Origin of the sequence: Rhodococcus sp. SBT000017, assembly GCF_003688915.1 — a bacterium.
In the GTDB taxonomy this organism is placed as follows: domain Bacteria; phylum Actinomycetota; class Actinomycetes; order Mycobacteriales; family Mycobacteriaceae; genus Rhodococcoides.
The window spans coordinates 886,116-900,114 of record NZ_REFU01000001.1 but is presented as its reverse complement, the minus strand read 5'-3'; the positions used below and the strand labels follow the sequence as shown (position 1 = coordinate 900,114).

The 13,999-nt window shown below is 64.9% G+C and carries 14 protein-coding genes; 6 read left to right on the top strand and 8 right to left on the bottom strand.

Annotated features, from left to right (window positions below; genetic code table 11):
- Positions 1-69: 69 nt before the first annotated feature.
- The 6 genes from AYK61_RS03890 to AYK61_RS03865 form a co-directional block, all read right to left on the bottom strand.
- Positions 70-390: a type II toxin-antitoxin system PemK/MazF family toxin gene (locus AYK61_RS03890; RefSeq protein WP_121869882.1), complete on the bottom strand. Its 321-nt coding sequence runs from the start codon at positions 388-390 to the stop codon at positions 70-72.
- A complete protein-coding gene (locus tag AYK61_RS03885) occupies positions 387-698 on the bottom strand; it encodes a hypothetical protein (protein ID WP_121869881.1) in 312 nt (103 codons plus the stop codon). The genes AYK61_RS03890 and AYK61_RS03885 overlap by 4 nt, the downstream gene beginning before the upstream one ends.
- A 64-nt stretch (positions 699-762) precedes the next feature.
- On the bottom strand, positions 763-1,062 hold the full coding sequence (locus AYK61_RS03880; protein WP_121869880.1) for a Rieske 2Fe-2S domain-containing protein: 300 nt from the start codon (positions 1,060-1,062) through the stop codon (positions 763-765).
- The gene (nirB, locus tag AYK61_RS03875) at positions 1,059-3,548 is read right to left on the bottom strand and encodes a nitrite reductase large subunit NirB (protein ID WP_121869879.1); all 2,490 of its coding nucleotides are present in this window, start codon (positions 3,546-3,548) and stop codon (positions 1,059-1,061) included. The genes AYK61_RS03880 and nirB overlap by 4 nt, the downstream gene beginning before the upstream one ends.
- Positions 3,548-3,895, bottom strand: a complete 348-nt coding sequence (locus AYK61_RS03870; RefSeq protein ID WP_121869878.1) for a molybdopterin oxidoreductase — start codon at positions 3,893-3,895, stop codon at positions 3,548-3,550. Before AYK61_RS03870 ends, nirB begins: the two co-directional genes overlap by 1 nt.
- A 100-nt stretch (positions 3,896-3,995) precedes the next feature.
- Positions 3,996-4,898, bottom strand: coding sequence for a PAC2 family protein (locus AYK61_RS03865; protein WP_094615316.1), 903 nt, complete (start codon positions 4,896-4,898; stop codon positions 3,996-3,998).
- A gap of 173 nt (positions 4,899-5,071) precedes the next feature.
- Here AYK61_RS03865 and metH point away from each other — a divergent pair, with 173 nt between their 5' ends.
- The 5 genes from metH to AYK61_RS03840 are packed head-to-tail and all read left to right on the top strand — an operon-like array spanning position 5,072 to position 10,997.
- Positions 5,072-8,641: a methionine synthase gene (metH, locus tag AYK61_RS03860; RefSeq protein WP_121869877.1), complete on the top strand. Its 3,570-nt coding sequence runs from the start codon at positions 5,072-5,074 to the stop codon at positions 8,639-8,641.
- The gene (locus tag AYK61_RS03855) at positions 8,634-9,311 is read left to right on the top strand and encodes an HAD family phosphatase (protein ID WP_121869876.1); all 678 of its coding nucleotides are present in this window, start codon (positions 8,634-8,636) and stop codon (positions 9,309-9,311) included. The genes metH and AYK61_RS03855 overlap by 8 nt, the downstream gene beginning before the upstream one ends.
- Positions 9,312-9,361: 50 nt before the next feature.
- Positions 9,362-9,625 (top strand): phosphoribosyl-ATP diphosphatase, encoded by a 264-nt coding sequence (locus AYK61_RS03850; protein WP_032398466.1) that lies wholly within the window; start codon positions 9,362-9,364, stop codon positions 9,623-9,625.
- A gap of 47 nt (positions 9,626-9,672) precedes the next feature.
- Positions 9,673-10,524 carry an ATP phosphoribosyltransferase gene (gene hisG / locus AYK61_RS03845; RefSeq protein WP_121872413.1) on the top strand — a complete coding sequence of 284 codons (852 nt, stop codon included), beginning with the start codon at positions 9,673-9,675 and terminating at the stop codon, positions 10,522-10,524.
- 26 nt (positions 10,525-10,550) lie between these two features.
- Entirely contained in the window at positions 10,551-10,997 is a 447-nt protein-coding gene (locus AYK61_RS03840) for a PaaI family thioesterase (protein WP_121869875.1), read from the top strand.
- A gap of 103 nt (positions 10,998-11,100) precedes the next feature.
- Here the strand turns inward: AYK61_RS03840 and AYK61_RS03835 are convergent, their stop codons facing one another.
- Both AYK61_RS03835 and AYK61_RS03830 read right to left on the bottom strand, forming a co-directional pair.
- A complete protein-coding gene (locus AYK61_RS03835; protein WP_121869874.1) occupies positions 11,101-11,913 on the bottom strand; it encodes a thioesterase family protein in 813 nt (270 codons plus the stop codon).
- Positions 11,910-12,743 carry a RecB family exonuclease gene (locus AYK61_RS03830; protein ID WP_259468164.1) on the bottom strand — a complete coding sequence of 278 codons (834 nt, stop codon included), beginning with the start codon at positions 12,741-12,743 and terminating at the stop codon, positions 11,910-11,912. The genes AYK61_RS03835 and AYK61_RS03830 overlap by 4 nt, the downstream gene beginning before the upstream one ends.
- A gap of 365 nt (positions 12,744-13,108) precedes the next feature.
- On the opposite strand from AYK61_RS03830, the gene AYK61_RS03825 reads away from it, so the two are divergent.
- A complete protein-coding gene (locus tag AYK61_RS03825) occupies positions 13,109-13,993 on the top strand; it encodes a tRNA (adenine-N1)-methyltransferase (protein WP_397485407.1) in 885 nt (294 codons plus the stop codon).
- The last annotated feature ends 6 nt before the right edge of the window (positions 13,994-13,999 follow it).

Genomic DNA, 13,999 nt, shown 5'->3' with positions numbered 1-13,999 from the left:
CAACACAGTTAATTCTAGCCGCTCTAAAGGTGCCTCAGTCGTTCAACCGTGCTCGTACTGTCTCGTCGTTCAGGGAAGCCCGAGGGCGACCGCAAGCGCCTTGTTCAGTTCGAGCACAGTGGCAGGGGAGAGCGCACCGGCAGGCCTGCTCGCGGCGATCTCGTCGTCGAAAAGCTGGACGAGGTCATCGGCGAGAATCGATCCGACGAGTGGGTCCGAACTCCCGAGAGTGACGGCTGTCGGGATGCCATGTTTCGGCGTTGTGGTCACCCGCGCCGCAAGGACAGTGTTCAGGTTGCGGTTGCGGACGTTGTTGGAGACCACGACCCACGGCTTTTCACCGTGCCCCAGGTCGCACCAGTAGATTTGCCCGCGAACTGCGGCCGTCATTCGCCGTAGGCCCGGTCGACCTGCTCGACGTAGCGGTTTCGCCGCGCGCGTTGCTCGTCGAGCCCGTCGGCCTGATCTTTGGCGAGCTCTGCGTAGCCCGCCTCGAGCGCCTTCTCTCGAAGTGACTCCGCACCGGCGCGTAGCAATGCACGGACGATTCCAGACTCGGAATTGTCGCGGACCGCAATGTGATTCTGTTGCGCCCACGCACGGAGGATGACGGACTCGGCGCGATTCGGGTCGGAGAACACGGCCACCTCGGCTTGGTCATCGCTGTCGAGCGTCACAGGCAAACGTTTCACATCCATGTTTCACATTGTGACTCACTTGGTGAATATCGGCAATCGACACAGCTGAGCCACCGCGAAGGTGTCAGATCTCCACGGTCACTTTTCCGTCCACCACTGCGGCGGGGTAGGTGCGCACCGGGTCGATGCCGCTGGGGCAGGTGCCGTCGTCGAGCGAGAAGGTGTACTGATGCAGCGGGCACACGACGATGGATCCGTCGATCTGACCGTCTGCCAGGGGCCCGCCCTTGTGGGGGCACACGGCGTCCATCGCCCGCACCGAGCCGTCGCTGAGCAGGAACACCGCAACCTGCTTGCCGTCCACCACGTAGGCCCGTCCCTCGCCGGGTGTCAGATCCTCCACGGCCCCGACCGGCACGCTCATCGGACCGGCACCTGCGGGAGCGGAAGCAGGGGCAACGACGGGGTGAACTGGGCGGGTGACTTCGGTGCCGCGCGATCCTGCCAGGGGTCGACGTACCCGTCCACCGATGCCTGCATTCGCTCGTCCAGTCCGGCGACGATGCCATCGCGGTCGTCGATCAGCACGCTCTGCAGTTCCTCCAGGCCGACACGCGGAACCCATGCGTACGTTCGCTCGAGCCACTGAGCGTTCTCGCGGTAGTGCTGAATGAACCTGCCTGCCACGGTCAGAACCTCCTCGGCCCCCGTCACGGTGGCCAGTAGATCGCCCTTGCGGATGTGTGCGCCTGCCGCACCGCCGACGTAGATCTCCCATTTGTCTTCGCCCACCGAAACGACGCCGAAGTCCTTGCACAGCGCCTCCGAGCAGTTGCGCGGGCAGCCCGCGACCGCGAGCTTCAACTTCGCCGGAGTCTCCAGGCCCTGGAACCGCTCTTCGAGGGCGATACCCAGAGCCGTCGAGTCACCCAGGCCGAAGCGACAGAAGTCGCTGCCGACGCAGGTCTTCACCGTGCGCATGCTCTTGCCGTAGGCGAAGCCGGAGGGCATGTCCAGATCGCCCCACACCTTCGGCAGGTCTTCCTTCTTGATGCCCAGAAGGTCGATACGTTGTCCGCCGGTGACCTTGACCAGGGGTACGTGGTACTTGTCTGCGACGTCGGCGATCTTGCGCAACTGATCCGGGGTGGTGACGCCACCCTTCATCTGCGGCACCACCGAGAACGTGCCGTCGCGCTGGATGTTGGCGTGGACGCGGTCGTTGATGAACAGCGCGCCGCGCTCGTCCACCCAGTCCGGGCCCCACACCGTCCGCAGCAACGACGCCAACGGCATCTTGGCGGCGGCATCCTCCGCTCCGCCGGTCGCCAGCGCCGCGAACACCGCAGACACCGCCCGCAGATCCTGCGCTCGAATGGCGTCGATCAGTTCCGGCTTGGTCATGGGGATGCAGGGGACGTACCAGTCGGCCGTGGGATCGGCCTCGACGGCTCCACCTGCTGCGCACGCGATGATGTCCTTGACCAGGCCCTTGCACGATCCGCACCCTTTGCCCGCCCGAGTCTTCGCGGTCACGTCGCTCAGGTTCTTGGCGCCCGCGTGCACGCAGGCCACGATGGCGCCTTTGGTGACGCCGTTGCAGTTGCACACCTGGACGTCGTCGGCCAGCTCGGCGGCTCCTGTTGCCGCAGAGGGAGTTCCCATGTCGAAGAGCATGCTGATGCGCTCGTCGGGCAACGGCACTTTCTCGTCGAATGCCTGAGTCAGGAAGTTGGCCTTGGAGATGTCGCCCAGCAGGGTGGCACCGACGAGTTTGTTATTGCGCACGATCACCGACTTGTACGTGCCACTACGCGGCTCGTAGAACTGGACGAACTCGTCGTCGTCGCGTTCGGGGGCGGTGATCCCCATCGAGGCGACGTCCACACCGGCGACCTTGAGCTTGGTGGTCAGCCGCGAACCGTGGTACGCCGCAGTGGGATCGGCACCGGTGAGCACGTCGGCCAGCACGACGGCCTGCTCCCACAGCGGCGCGACGAGGCCGTAGACCTCGCCGCGATGCTGGCAGCATTCTCCGACGGCATATATGGAACCCTCGTCCTCGCAACGCAATTGGTCGTCGACGACAATTCCGCGTTCGATCACCAGCCCGCCCGCGCGAGCGAAATCGACACTGGGACGAATGCCCGCGGTGACCACGACCATGTCCGCGTCGAGCGAGGTGCCGTCGTTGAACCCAACGCCGGTGACGACGCCGTCCTCGGAGCGCACCACCGAGGTGGTCCGCTTGGAGGTGTGAACGCCGACGCCGAGTGACTCGATCTTGTTGCGCAGCACGCGTCCGCCGCGCTCGTCGAGCTGCTGATTCATCAGGTGGCCGGGGGAGTGCACCACGTTCACTTCCAGGCCCTGAGTGCGCAAGCCGTACGCGGCTTCGAGGCCGAGGAGTCCGCCACCGATGACGACCGCCGAGACGTCGTCACGGGACTGCGCCATCTGCAGCATCCCATTGGTGTCGGCGATGGTGCGGAAGCCGAACACGCCGCGCGCCAGCCTGCCGTCGGACTCGCGCAGACCGTCCATGTTGGGGAAGAACGTGTTGCTGCCGGTGGCGATGATCAGCACGTCGTAGTCGACGGACCGACCGCTTTCGCAGACGACGGTCTTGGAGAACCGGTCGAGCGAGACCGCGCGGTCCCCGGCGTGCAGCGTGACGCCGTTCTCGCTGTACCAGCTCATGGGATTGAGGATCAGATCCTCGTCGTCGACGGTGGCCTCGCCCGACAACACGTGCGAGAGCATGATTCGGTTGTAGTTGCCGTACGGCTCGTCGCCGATCATGGTGATCTCGAACAGCGAACTGCCGTCGCGTTTGATGATCTCCTCGACGGCCCTGGCACCGGCCATCCCGTTGCCGACCACCAGTAGTCGCTGCTTGCCCGAAGTCATCAGATCAGCACCAGACCGAAATCGACGACGACCTCTCCGCTGGTTCCGGCAGGGGCGGCAATCACCAGTTCGAGCACCGTGTCCGGATCCACGTCCTCGACCACCCGCAGCGGAATGTTCACTCCGCTCTTGGCACCCATCGGAAACATGCGCATCGGGCTGCCGTCGCGCAGCAAGGTCACGACCACCAGCTCGTCGCTCGAGTTTCCGCCGCGAAAATACAGCGGCTGAGCCGTCGCACCCTCGGGGACGACGAAGCTCAGGCTGGGATCGATCAGCTCGGGCTTGTCCAGACCGTGCCCGGTGAAGGAGAAGATGCCTTGCAGAAATCGCGGTGTGCTGGCCATACACACGAGGTTGCGGGGTCGGGGTGACGTCACCGCTGCGGTGACGTTACGTCGGGATCAGAAAGACCTCACCGGCTGCCGGTCCCTCGTGTGCGGTCGGTCAGAGCCCGAAGTTGCCCGGACCGCGTCGCCTCAGGTACTTCTCGAACTCGGCCGCGATGGCGTCGCCGTCGATCTTGGCGATCGCGTCGGACATGTCCACCTCGGCGTCGCCGCGCTCCTCTAGGCTGCGGACGTATTCGCTGATCTCCTCGTCTTCCTTCGTCATCTCGGTCACCGCCTCTTCCCATTCCTCGGCCTGGGTGGGCAGTTCGCCGAGCGGTACCTCGATGTCGAGCACGTCCTCGACTCGCTGCAGCAGCGCCACGGTGGCCTTGGGGTTGGGCGGTTGAGAGACGTAGTGGGGAACAGCAGCCCAGAAGGAGACCGCGGGCACCCCGGCCTTGACGCACTCGTCCTGCAGTACACCGGTGATTCCGGTCGGTCCCTCGTACCGGGTCTGTTCGAGGTTGAACTGTTCGGCCGACTCGGTGCTGTAGGCCGTGCCGGTCACCGGAACGGGCCTGGTGTGCGGGGTGTCGGCCAGCAGCGCTCCCAGGATCACCACGGTCTCGACGCCGAGCTGTTCGACGAATTCGAGGAGGTCGTCGCAGAAACTGCGCCAGCGCATGTTCGGCTCGATGCCGCGCAGCAACACCACATCGCGTGAGCTGCCGGGAGGCGAACACACCGACAGCCGCGTCGACGGCCACTCGATCTCGCGGGTGACACCGTCCACCTGGCGCACCGTAGGGCGGTTGACCTGGTAGTCGTAGTAGTCCTCGGAATCCAATTCGGCCAGCGGGCTGGCGTCCCAGATCAGCTCCAGATGTTCTATCGCGCCGCTGGCCGCATCGCCTGCGTCGTTCCAGCCCTCGAAGGCAGCCACCAGGATCGGGGAGCGCAGCTCGGGAATGTCATCGTCGAGATCATCGAGATCGTCGAGGTCTGTGGCGTTGGCCACAGCGTCGTGGACTGCCTCGATCAATGCAGCATCGAGAGGCACATCCGATCCGGAACCTGAAATGTCCGCATTTTCGGTACCGTCGTCGATCGGGGACTGGCCATCGAGGTTTCGGGGACTCACCACGACAGCCTACGACCCGACGTAACTTCGGTGCCCACTACTCTGTAGTGATGCCCGCTGAACACAAGCCCAGTCTGCTCGATGCGATTTCACGTCGCGTTGTCATCGGCGACGGCGCGATGGGCACGATGCTCCAGGACGCCGAGCTGACTCTCGACGACTTTCTCGGTCTCGAAGGATGCAACGAAATCCTCAACGACACCCGGCCGGATGTCCTGCGGGAGATCCACCGCGAGTACTTCGCGGCCGGTGCGGACGCCGTCGAGACCAACACCTTCGGTTGCAATCTGCCCAACCTCGCCGATTACGACATCGAGGACCGCATCCGTGAACTTGCGGAGAAGGGCACCCGGCTCGCGCGCGAGACCGCCGACGAGATGGGCCCCGGCCGCGATGGAATGGGCCGCTACGTGCTGGGCTCGATGGGCCCGGGCACCAAGCTCCCCACTCTCGGACACGCCCCGTTTGCCCGGCTGCGCGACGCATACACCGAAGCCGCCCTCGGCATGATCGACGGCGGTGCCGACGCCATCCTGGTCGAGACCTGCCAGGATCTGTTGCAGGTCAAGGCCGCGATCATCGGTAGCCAGCACGCGATGGACAGGCTCGGCGTGCGAATCCCGATCATCACCCACGTCACCGTCGAGACGACCGGTGCGATGCTCGTGGGCAGCGAGATCGGTGCCGCACTGACCGCACTCGAACCCCTCGGTATCGACATGATCGGGCTCAACTGTGCGACCGGCCCGGCCGAGATGAGCGAGCACCTGCGCCATCTGTCCAAGCATTCACGCCTTCCCGTGTCGGTGATGCCCAACGCCGGCCTGCCGACCCTGGGCGCGAAAGGTGCCGAGTACCCACTGACCGCCCCCGAACTGGCCGAGGCTCTGAGCGGTTTCGTCAACGAGTACGGGCTGGCTCTGGTCGGCGGTTGCTGCGGCACCACCCCCGAGCACATCCGCCAGGTTGCCGACATGGTCCACGGGGCAACGAAACTCGAACGTCGGCCGGCTCCCGAGCCGGGCGTCTCCTCGCTCTACACCGCCGTTCCGTTCGAGCAGGATGCCAGCATCCTGATGATCGGTGAGCGCACCAACTCCAACGGATCCAAGGCATTTCGCGACGCGATGCTCGCCGAGGACTACGAGAAGTGCCTCGACATCGCCAAGGATCAGACGCGCGACGGTGCGCACATGCTCGATCTCAACGTCGACTACGTCGGCCGCGACGGTGCCGCAGACATGGCGGCATTGGCGAGCCGCCTGGCGACGGCGTCGACCCTGCCGATCATGCTCGACTCCACCGAACCTGCCGTTCTCGAAGCAGGGTTGGAGCACCTCGGTGGCCGCAGCGCGGTCAACTCGGTCAACTACGAGGACGGCGACGGGCCCGACTCGCGGTTCCAGAAGATCATGCGTCTGGTCAAGGAGCACGGCGCCGCTGTCGTTGCTCTGACCATCGACGAAGAGGGACAGGCCCGTACGGCCGAGTGGAAGGTGCGTGTCGCAGACCGGTTGATCACCGACATCACCGAGAACTGGGGCCTGCGCCACGAGGACATCATCGTCGACACCCTCACCTTCCCGATCTCGACCGGCCAGGAAGAGGTGCGACGCGACGGCATCGAGACGATCGAGGCGATCCGGCAGCTCAAGGAGAAATACCCGAAGGTGCACACCACCCTCGGGCTGTCGAACATCTCGTTCGGCCTCAATCCCGCCGCACGCCAGGTGCTGAACTCGGTGTTCCTGCACGAGTGCACGCAGGCCGGTCTCGACACCGCCATCGTGCACGCGTCGAAGATCCTGCCGATGAACAAGATTCCCGACGAGCAGCGCGAGACTGCCCTCGACCTGGTGTACGACCGCCGCAGCGAGGGCTACGACCCGCTGCAGAAGCTCATGCAGCTCTTCGAGGGTGTCTCCGCGGCCTCCGCTCGCGAATCCCGCGCCGAAGAACTCGGCCGATTGCCGCTGTTCGAGCGACTCGAACGGCGCATCGTCGACGGTGAACGCAACGGCCTCGACGCCGATCTCGACACCGCGATGACCGAGAAGCCGCCGCTCGAGATCATCAACGAGACCTTGCTCTCGGGTATGAAGACCGTGGGCGAGCTGTTCGGCTCCGGCCAGATGCAGCTGCCGTTCGTGCTCGCCTCCGCCGAGGTGATGAAAGCTGCTGTGGCGTACCTCGAGCCGCACATGGAGGCGACCGACGACGACGGCAAGGGCCGCATTGTCCTCGGTACCGTCAAGGGCGATGTGCACGACATCGGCAAGAACCTCGTCGACATCATCCTGAGCAACAACGGCTACGAGGTGGTCAATCTCGGTATCAAGCAACCGATTTCGACCATTCTGGAAGCTGCGATCGACAAGCGCGCCGACGTGATCGGCATGTCTGGGCTGTTGGTCAAATCCACCGTGGTCATGAAGGACAACCTGATCGAACTCAACTCGCGGGGTGTCGCCGAGCAATTCCCGGTTCTGCTGGGCGGAGCGGCGCTGACGCGGTCGTATGTCGAGAACGATCTGCAGGACGTCTACGAGGGCGACGTGCACTATGCGCGTGACGCATTCGAGGGCCTTCGGTTGATGGACACCATCATGACCACCAAGCGTGGCGGCGGACCGGCTCCGGACAGCCCCGAGGCGCTCGCCGCGAAGGCCAAGACCGCCGAGCGCAAGGAACGCCACGAACGCTCCAAGCGCATCGCCGAGAAGCGCAAGGCCGCCGAAGCACCGGTGGTCGTGCCCGAGCGATCCGATGTCGCTGCCGACATCGACATCCCGGTGCCACCCTTCTGGGGCACGCGCATCGTCAAGGGCGTGTCACTGTCGGAGTACTCGGGGCTACTCGACGAGCGGGCTCTGTTCCTGGGGCAGTGGGGTCTGCGCGGTGCCCGGAAGGGTGAAGGCGCCACGTACGAGGATCTGGTGGAATCGGAAGGCAAACCGCGCCTGCGTTATTGGTTGGATCGGTTGAGCACCGACGGCATCCTCGCGCACGCGGCACTGGTGTACGGATACTTCCCGGCGGTCTCGGAGGGCGACGACGTAGTGGTGCTCACCGAACCGGAACCCGATGCGCCCGAACGCTTTCGGTTCACGTTCCCGCGGCAGCACCGCGATCGATTCCTCTGTGTTGCAGACTTCGTTCGATCGCGTTCGGCTGCACGGGAATCGGGCAAGGTCGATGTTCTGCCGATGAACCTGGTGACGATGGGCCAGCCCATTGCCGACTTCGCGAACGAACTGTTCGCCGCCGACTCGTACCGCGACTACCTCGAGGTTCACGGAATCGGCGTCCAGCTCACCGAAGCCTTGGCTGAGTACTGGCATCGCCGGGTGCGCGAGGAATTGAAGCTGTCCGACGGAAAGTCCGTTGCCTCGGAGGATCCCACCGAGGCCGAGGGCTTCTTCAAACTCGAATACCGCGGTGCGCGTTACTCGTTCGGATACGGAGCATGCCCCGATCTCGAGGACCGCATCAAGCTCGCCGCGCTCCTCGAGCCCGAGCGAATCGGCGTGAAGCTCTCCGAGGAACTGCAGCTACACCCCGAACAGTCGACCGATGCGTTCGTACTTCATCACCCGGAGGCCAAGTACTTCAATGTCTAGCACCCACCTGCACGGTGTCCTGTGGGACATGGACGGCACACTGCTCGACTCGGAGAAGATCTGGGACGTTGCTATCGGTGAGTACTCCCGCACGCTGGGAACGGAGCTCAGTACCGAGGTGCGCGAGAGCACCCTCGGCAACTCCATGCGGGACGCACTGAGCAAGGTGCTGGCCAACGCCTCCGTCGCGGTCACCGACGAGCATCTGTCCGAGGGGCGCGAGTGGCTGACGGCCCGCGTCGGAGACCTGTTCGCCGAGGGGATTCCGTGGCGGCCCGGTGCCAAGGACGCTCTTGCGCTCGTGCGCGAGATGGGCCTGTCCACCGGGCTGGTCACCAACACCGAGCGGGGTCTGGTCGAGCGGGCTCTGGACACCCTGGGGCGCGAGTACTTCGACATCACGGTCACCGGCGACGAGGTCGAGGCAGGCAAACCGCACCCGGCTCCATACCTACGCGGTGCTGCGTTGCTCGGACTCGACACCGCGTCGTGCCTTGCGGTCGAGGATTCGCCCACCGGATCGCTCTCTGCCCACACGGCGGGCTGTCCGGTACTGGTCGTTCCCTCGGAGATCGCGGTGGCACAAGCTCCGGGCTACACCATCCGTGACGGTCTGCTCGGTCTGACTGCCGACGACGTCCGGCGGGCTTGGTCAGGCCGAACACCCTGATCTCGACCGTATTCGTGTACCCGAGCGACGACGTGAAAGAATAACCAGCCGTGAAGACTTTCGATTCGCTGTTCGCCGAGCTCACCGACCGCTCGAAGACCCGTCCCGAGGGTTCGGGCACCGTAGCAGCGTTGGACGCGGGAGTTCATTTCCAGGGCAAGAAGGTCCTCGAAGAAGCCGGTGAAGTGTGGATCGCTGCCGAGCACGAGAGCGACGAGGCGCTCGCCGAGGAGATCTCACAGCTCCTCTACTGGGTACAGGTGATGATGGTGGGCAGAGGCCTCGAACTCGAGGACGTCTACAAGCATCTGTGAGTTCGATCCGCATGTCACTCACGAACTCGTCGAACAAGGAAGACTCCATGCTGCGCGTAGCCGTACCCAACAAGGGCGCTCTCTCCGAGTCCGCCGCCGAAATTCTCAGTGAAGCCGGCTACCGACGCCGAAGCGATTCCAAGGACCTGACGGTTCTCGACCCGGCGAACGGCGTCGAGTTCTTCTTTCTGCGTCCCAAGGACATCGCGATCTACGTCGGATCCGGTCAATTGGATCTGGGCATCACCGGACGCGACCTGGCTCTCGATTCGGGTGCCGCGGTCGAGGAACGGCTGGCACTCGGATTCGGTCGATCGACCTTCCGCTACGCCGCACCCGCGGGCAAGCAGTGGGCACCCGAGGACCTGGGCGGACTGCGCATCGCCACGTCCTATCCCAACCTGGTGCGCAAGGATCTGGCCGCCAGAGGACTCGAAGCAACGGTCATTCGCCTCGACGGAGCAGTCGAGATCTCCATTCAGCTCGGGGTCGCCGACGCGATCGCCGACGTCGTGGAGTCGGGACGCTCGCTGCGTCAGAACAACCTCGTGGCCTTCGGCGAATCCCTCTGCGATTCGGAGGGTGTGTTGATCGAACGAGCAGGCACACCGGGCACCGACTCCGCACGCAAGCAACTCATCGCCCGCGTGCAGGGCGTCGTCTTCGCACAGCAGTACCTGATGCTCGATTACGACTGCCCCAAGTCGATCCTCGACGAGGCCGTGAAGATCACCCCCGGAATCGAATCACCGACCCTCGCCCCGATGGTCGACGACAATTGGGTTGCCGTGCGCGCCATGGTTTCTCGCAAGGTGCACAACAACGTCATGGATCAGCTCGCCGAGTTGGGCGCCAAGGCGATCCTCGCCTCCGACATCAGGTCCTGCCGGGCGTTCTGAATCCGGTCCGGCCGTCTGGGGGGCGCATGACATCCGATACTTCCGAACAGAATCTCGCCCGTCTGGCGCGGGCCGTGTTCGACGCGCAGCCGTTCACCCGGTTGCTCGGTGCCGAACTGATCTCGACGGCCGGAGGTCACGTCGAAGTTCGGCTCCGAAACAGGCCCGAGTTGCAGCAGCAACACGGTTTCGTGCACGGCGGCGTCATCAGCTATCTCGCCGACAACGCCGTGACCTTCGCCGGTGGAGTCGCACTCGGCGGGGACGCGGTGACATCGCAGTGCACCGTCGATTTTGCGAGGCCGGCAAAGGGCGAGTACCTGATCGCCCGCGCACACGCCGTGTCAGTCACACGCAGCCAGGCCGTCTGCCACTGCACCGTTCACTCGATCGACGGCGAGAAGGAACGCGTCGTCGCAGTCGCCCAGGGCACCGTCGTCAAGGCCCACACACCTCGACCGACTACACCCTGACTGGTCGTTCCGCAGGCTCCACTCCTGCCCTGACTGGTCGTTCCGCAGGCTCCACTCCTGCCCTGACTGGTCGTTCCGCAGGCTCCACTCCTGCCCTGACTCGTCAGCTGCGACGCCGAACCAGCACCGTCTGAGCGATGCGCCCGACCGGTCCCAGTTCGTCGCTGAGTGTGCCCGCACACATCGCGATACCGTCCGGCCCGGTGGAGGTCTCGGCCGACACCCCGATCCATTCGCCCTGCGGCACTCGGAACACGTGCACGGTCAGGTCGGTGTTCAAGAACGTCCATTCGTCGATCGGGAGCTTCGCTCCGATTCCGTTCGCGATGTCCGCAATCGAGAAGAGTCTTTCCAGGGATGTCATCGATTCACCCTGCACGAGAGCAGGTATGGGCCTGGCCCAGATCTCGCCCGGCCCATCGGCACCGAGCCCGGTGAGGATCTTGAACTCGACGGCGTCGAGATAACCCGACGACCAGGTGCCACCGAACGTGTAGTCGACACCGTCGCTCACCGGTCGCATCACCGGATCGCCCGAGTGCGCAACGTCGTCGGTCGGCGTGGTGCGCATACGCCATGCGCTGCCACGGGCCACCGCCCGCGCAGTTCCCGAGGTGCCGTCCGCCCAGAGTTCCGCCACGACGAGCTCGATATTGGTGCCGGGACGCTCCGTCCACGCTCGGATCTCGATGTCCCCGACCGGAACCGGCCCGAGGATGTCGACGGCCACGCGACTGATGCGGGTGTCCTCCCTGGCGTCCACTCGTTCGAGCGCACGAACCAACAGCGCCGAAGGTGGAGCCCCGTGCTGCATCGTCGGTGCCCACAGGCTGACGGTGTGCTCGGTCGCGGTGACCCTCTCGTGGCCCTCACTACCGACACCGGCGGGAACGAAGAAGGCGTTCGGAACCGTCACAGCTCGGCTCCCACCGGTTCGGCAGCGGCCCTGGGCCACCCCGGATACGGCGGGGGAGTACCACCGAACTCCGGACACAGCGCCTGGTGATCGCACCACTTGCACAACGCACCCCGTTTGGCGCGGAAATCACCGGTCTCGCCTGCGGCCAGAATCGCTTTCCAGATCGCGGAGAGCATGCGCTCGAACCTGCGCAGTTCGCCCTCGTCGGGGGTGTAGGTCAGCTCCTGTTTGTCGGAGAGATACATCAACTTCAGTTGCGCCGGAACGACTCCACGCATCCGCATGATCATCAGGGCATAGAACTTCATCTGGAACAGCGCCTTGGACTCGGTGAACTCCCGCGGCGCCCGGCCCGTCTTGTAGTCGACGACACGGATCATCCCGTTCGGTGCAACGTCGATCCGATCGATGAACCCGCGCAGCGGAGTACCGTCGTCCAGCACCACCTCCACTCGCTGTTCGCAGGATTCGGGCTCGAACCGGGTGGGGTCTTCGAGTTCGTAATAGCCGGCGACCAGCGCGCGAGCCCGGTCGAGAAACGCCGGTCGTTCGTCCACCGGAACCAGAGTCTCGATGTCGGGCGACCGCGCGACCACTCGTTCCCACGCCGGATCGACAAGCTCTCGTGCAGTGGTCGGCACACGATCCTGTGCGGGCAACGCGTACAGGGCCTCCAGTGCGGCATGCACCACAGTTCCCTTCACCTGAGCTTCGGTGGAGACCTCGGGAATTCGGTCGACGGCTCGAAGGCGATAGAGGAGCGGGCACTGCTTGAAATCACCTGCGCGCGAAGGCGACAACGCCGGTGTACTGCGGGAGCCGGACATCGACGGCGACTGGTGCGCACTGTCGCCGGGATCGAGTAGAGGCAAGTCGATGGGCGTCGACACGGAAATACTCACGACTGCGACCCTATGCCGTTGGTCCGACATCTTCGGTCAAGGCCGTAGTCTGACACGTCGAGTCGTCCCAGGTGTCGGACCGAACAGGTCGGGCGTCGAACAGAGCAACGAAAGCAGGTTCCGCTGTGCCGTCCGGTGATGCTGTGTCCTTCGGTGATTCCGCGTCCGCGTCGACGACCGACGGGCCCGAGGTCGACGCGATCGTCGACGCCCCGGTTCCCAGCGCGGACGTTCCCAGTGCGGACGAAGTGGTCACCGCGACCGTCGACGAAATCGAACTCGACGAAGCTCTGACGACCGACGACGGCATACCGGTCGAGCCGGTACCGACCGGACCCGCCCGCAGCGGACCGTTTCGCGTAGGGGATCGAGTCCAGCTCACCGACGGGAAGGGCCGCCACTACACGGTGGTTCTCGAGGCGGGCAAGGAGTTCCACACCCACCGGGGCGGAATCACCCACGACGAACTGCTCGGTGCCGACGAGGGCAGCGTCGTCACGTCCGTCAACGGCACCCCCTACCTCGCGCTCCGGCCGCTGCTGACCGACTACGTGCTGTCGATGCCGCGTGGCGCTCAGGTCATCTACCCCAAGGACGCGGCCCAGATCGTGCACGAGGGCGACATGTTCCCCGGGGCGCGCGTACTCGAGGCGGGTGCCGGATCGGGCGCTCTGACGTGCTCGCTGCTGCGTGCCGTCGGTACCGCAGGAACGGTCATCTCCTACGAGATCCGCCAGGACCACGCCGACTACGCCATCAAGAACGTCGAGACGTTCTTCGGCGAGCGGCCGTCCAACTGGCACCTGACGGTGGCCGACGTCGATCAATTCGGTGTCGATCGTCCCGGTGAGCAGGTCGATCGAGTCGTCCTCGACATGCTCGCGCCCTGGGATGCACTGCCTGCCGTATCGAAGGCTCTCGTTCCCGGCGGCGTGCTGCTGGTATACGTCGCTACCGTGACGCAGCTGTCCAAGGTCGTCGAAGCCCTACGAGCACAGGAATGCTGGACCGAACCCCGTTCCTGGGAGTCGATGGTGCGCGGGTGGCACGTCGTCGGACTGGCGGTTCGTCCCGAGCATCGGATGCAGGGGCACACGGCATTCCTCGTCAGTGTCCGACGCCTCGCCGAGGGCACCGTCACGCCGAAGCCGCAACGTCGATCGGGCAAGGGCTGACCTCTC

What these genes read in the sequence shown, in the direction of transcription:
- AYK61_RS03890 (WP_121869882.1), bottom strand. Translation starts at nt 390, where the DNA reads ATGACGGCCGCAGTTCGCGGGCAAATCTACTGGTGCGACCTGGGGCAC.
- AYK61_RS03885 (WP_121869881.1), bottom strand. Translation starts at nt 698, where the DNA reads ATGGATGTGAAACGTTTGCCTGTGACGCTCGACAGCGATGACCAAGCC.
- AYK61_RS03880 (WP_121869880.1), bottom strand. Translation starts at nt 1,062, where the DNA reads ATGAGCGTGCCGGTCGGGGCCGTGGAGGATCTGACACCCGGCGAGGGA.
- nirB (WP_121869879.1), bottom strand. Translation starts at nt 3,548, where the DNA reads ATGACTTCGGGCAAGCAGCGACTACTGGTGGTCGGCAACGGGATGGCC.
- AYK61_RS03870 (WP_121869878.1), bottom strand. Translation starts at nt 3,895, where the DNA reads ATGGCCAGCACACCGCGATTTCTGCAAGGCATCTTCTCCTTCACCGGG.
- metH (WP_121869877.1), top strand. Translation starts at nt 5,072, where the DNA reads ATGCCCGCTGAACACAAGCCCAGTCTGCTCGATGCGATTTCACGTCGC.
- AYK61_RS03855 (WP_121869876.1), top strand. Translation starts at nt 8,634, where the DNA reads ATGTCTAGCACCCACCTGCACGGTGTCCTGTGGGACATGGACGGCACA.
- hisG (WP_121872413.1), top strand. Translation starts at nt 9,673, where the DNA reads ATGCTGCGCGTAGCCGTACCCAACAAGGGCGCTCTCTCCGAGTCCGCC.
- AYK61_RS03840 (WP_121869875.1), top strand. Translation starts at nt 10,551, where the DNA reads ATGACATCCGATACTTCCGAACAGAATCTCGCCCGTCTGGCGCGGGCC.
- AYK61_RS03830 (WP_259468164.1), bottom strand. Translation starts at nt 12,743, where the DNA reads ATGTCCGGCTCCCGCAGTACACCGGCGTTGTCGCCTTCGCGCGCAGGT.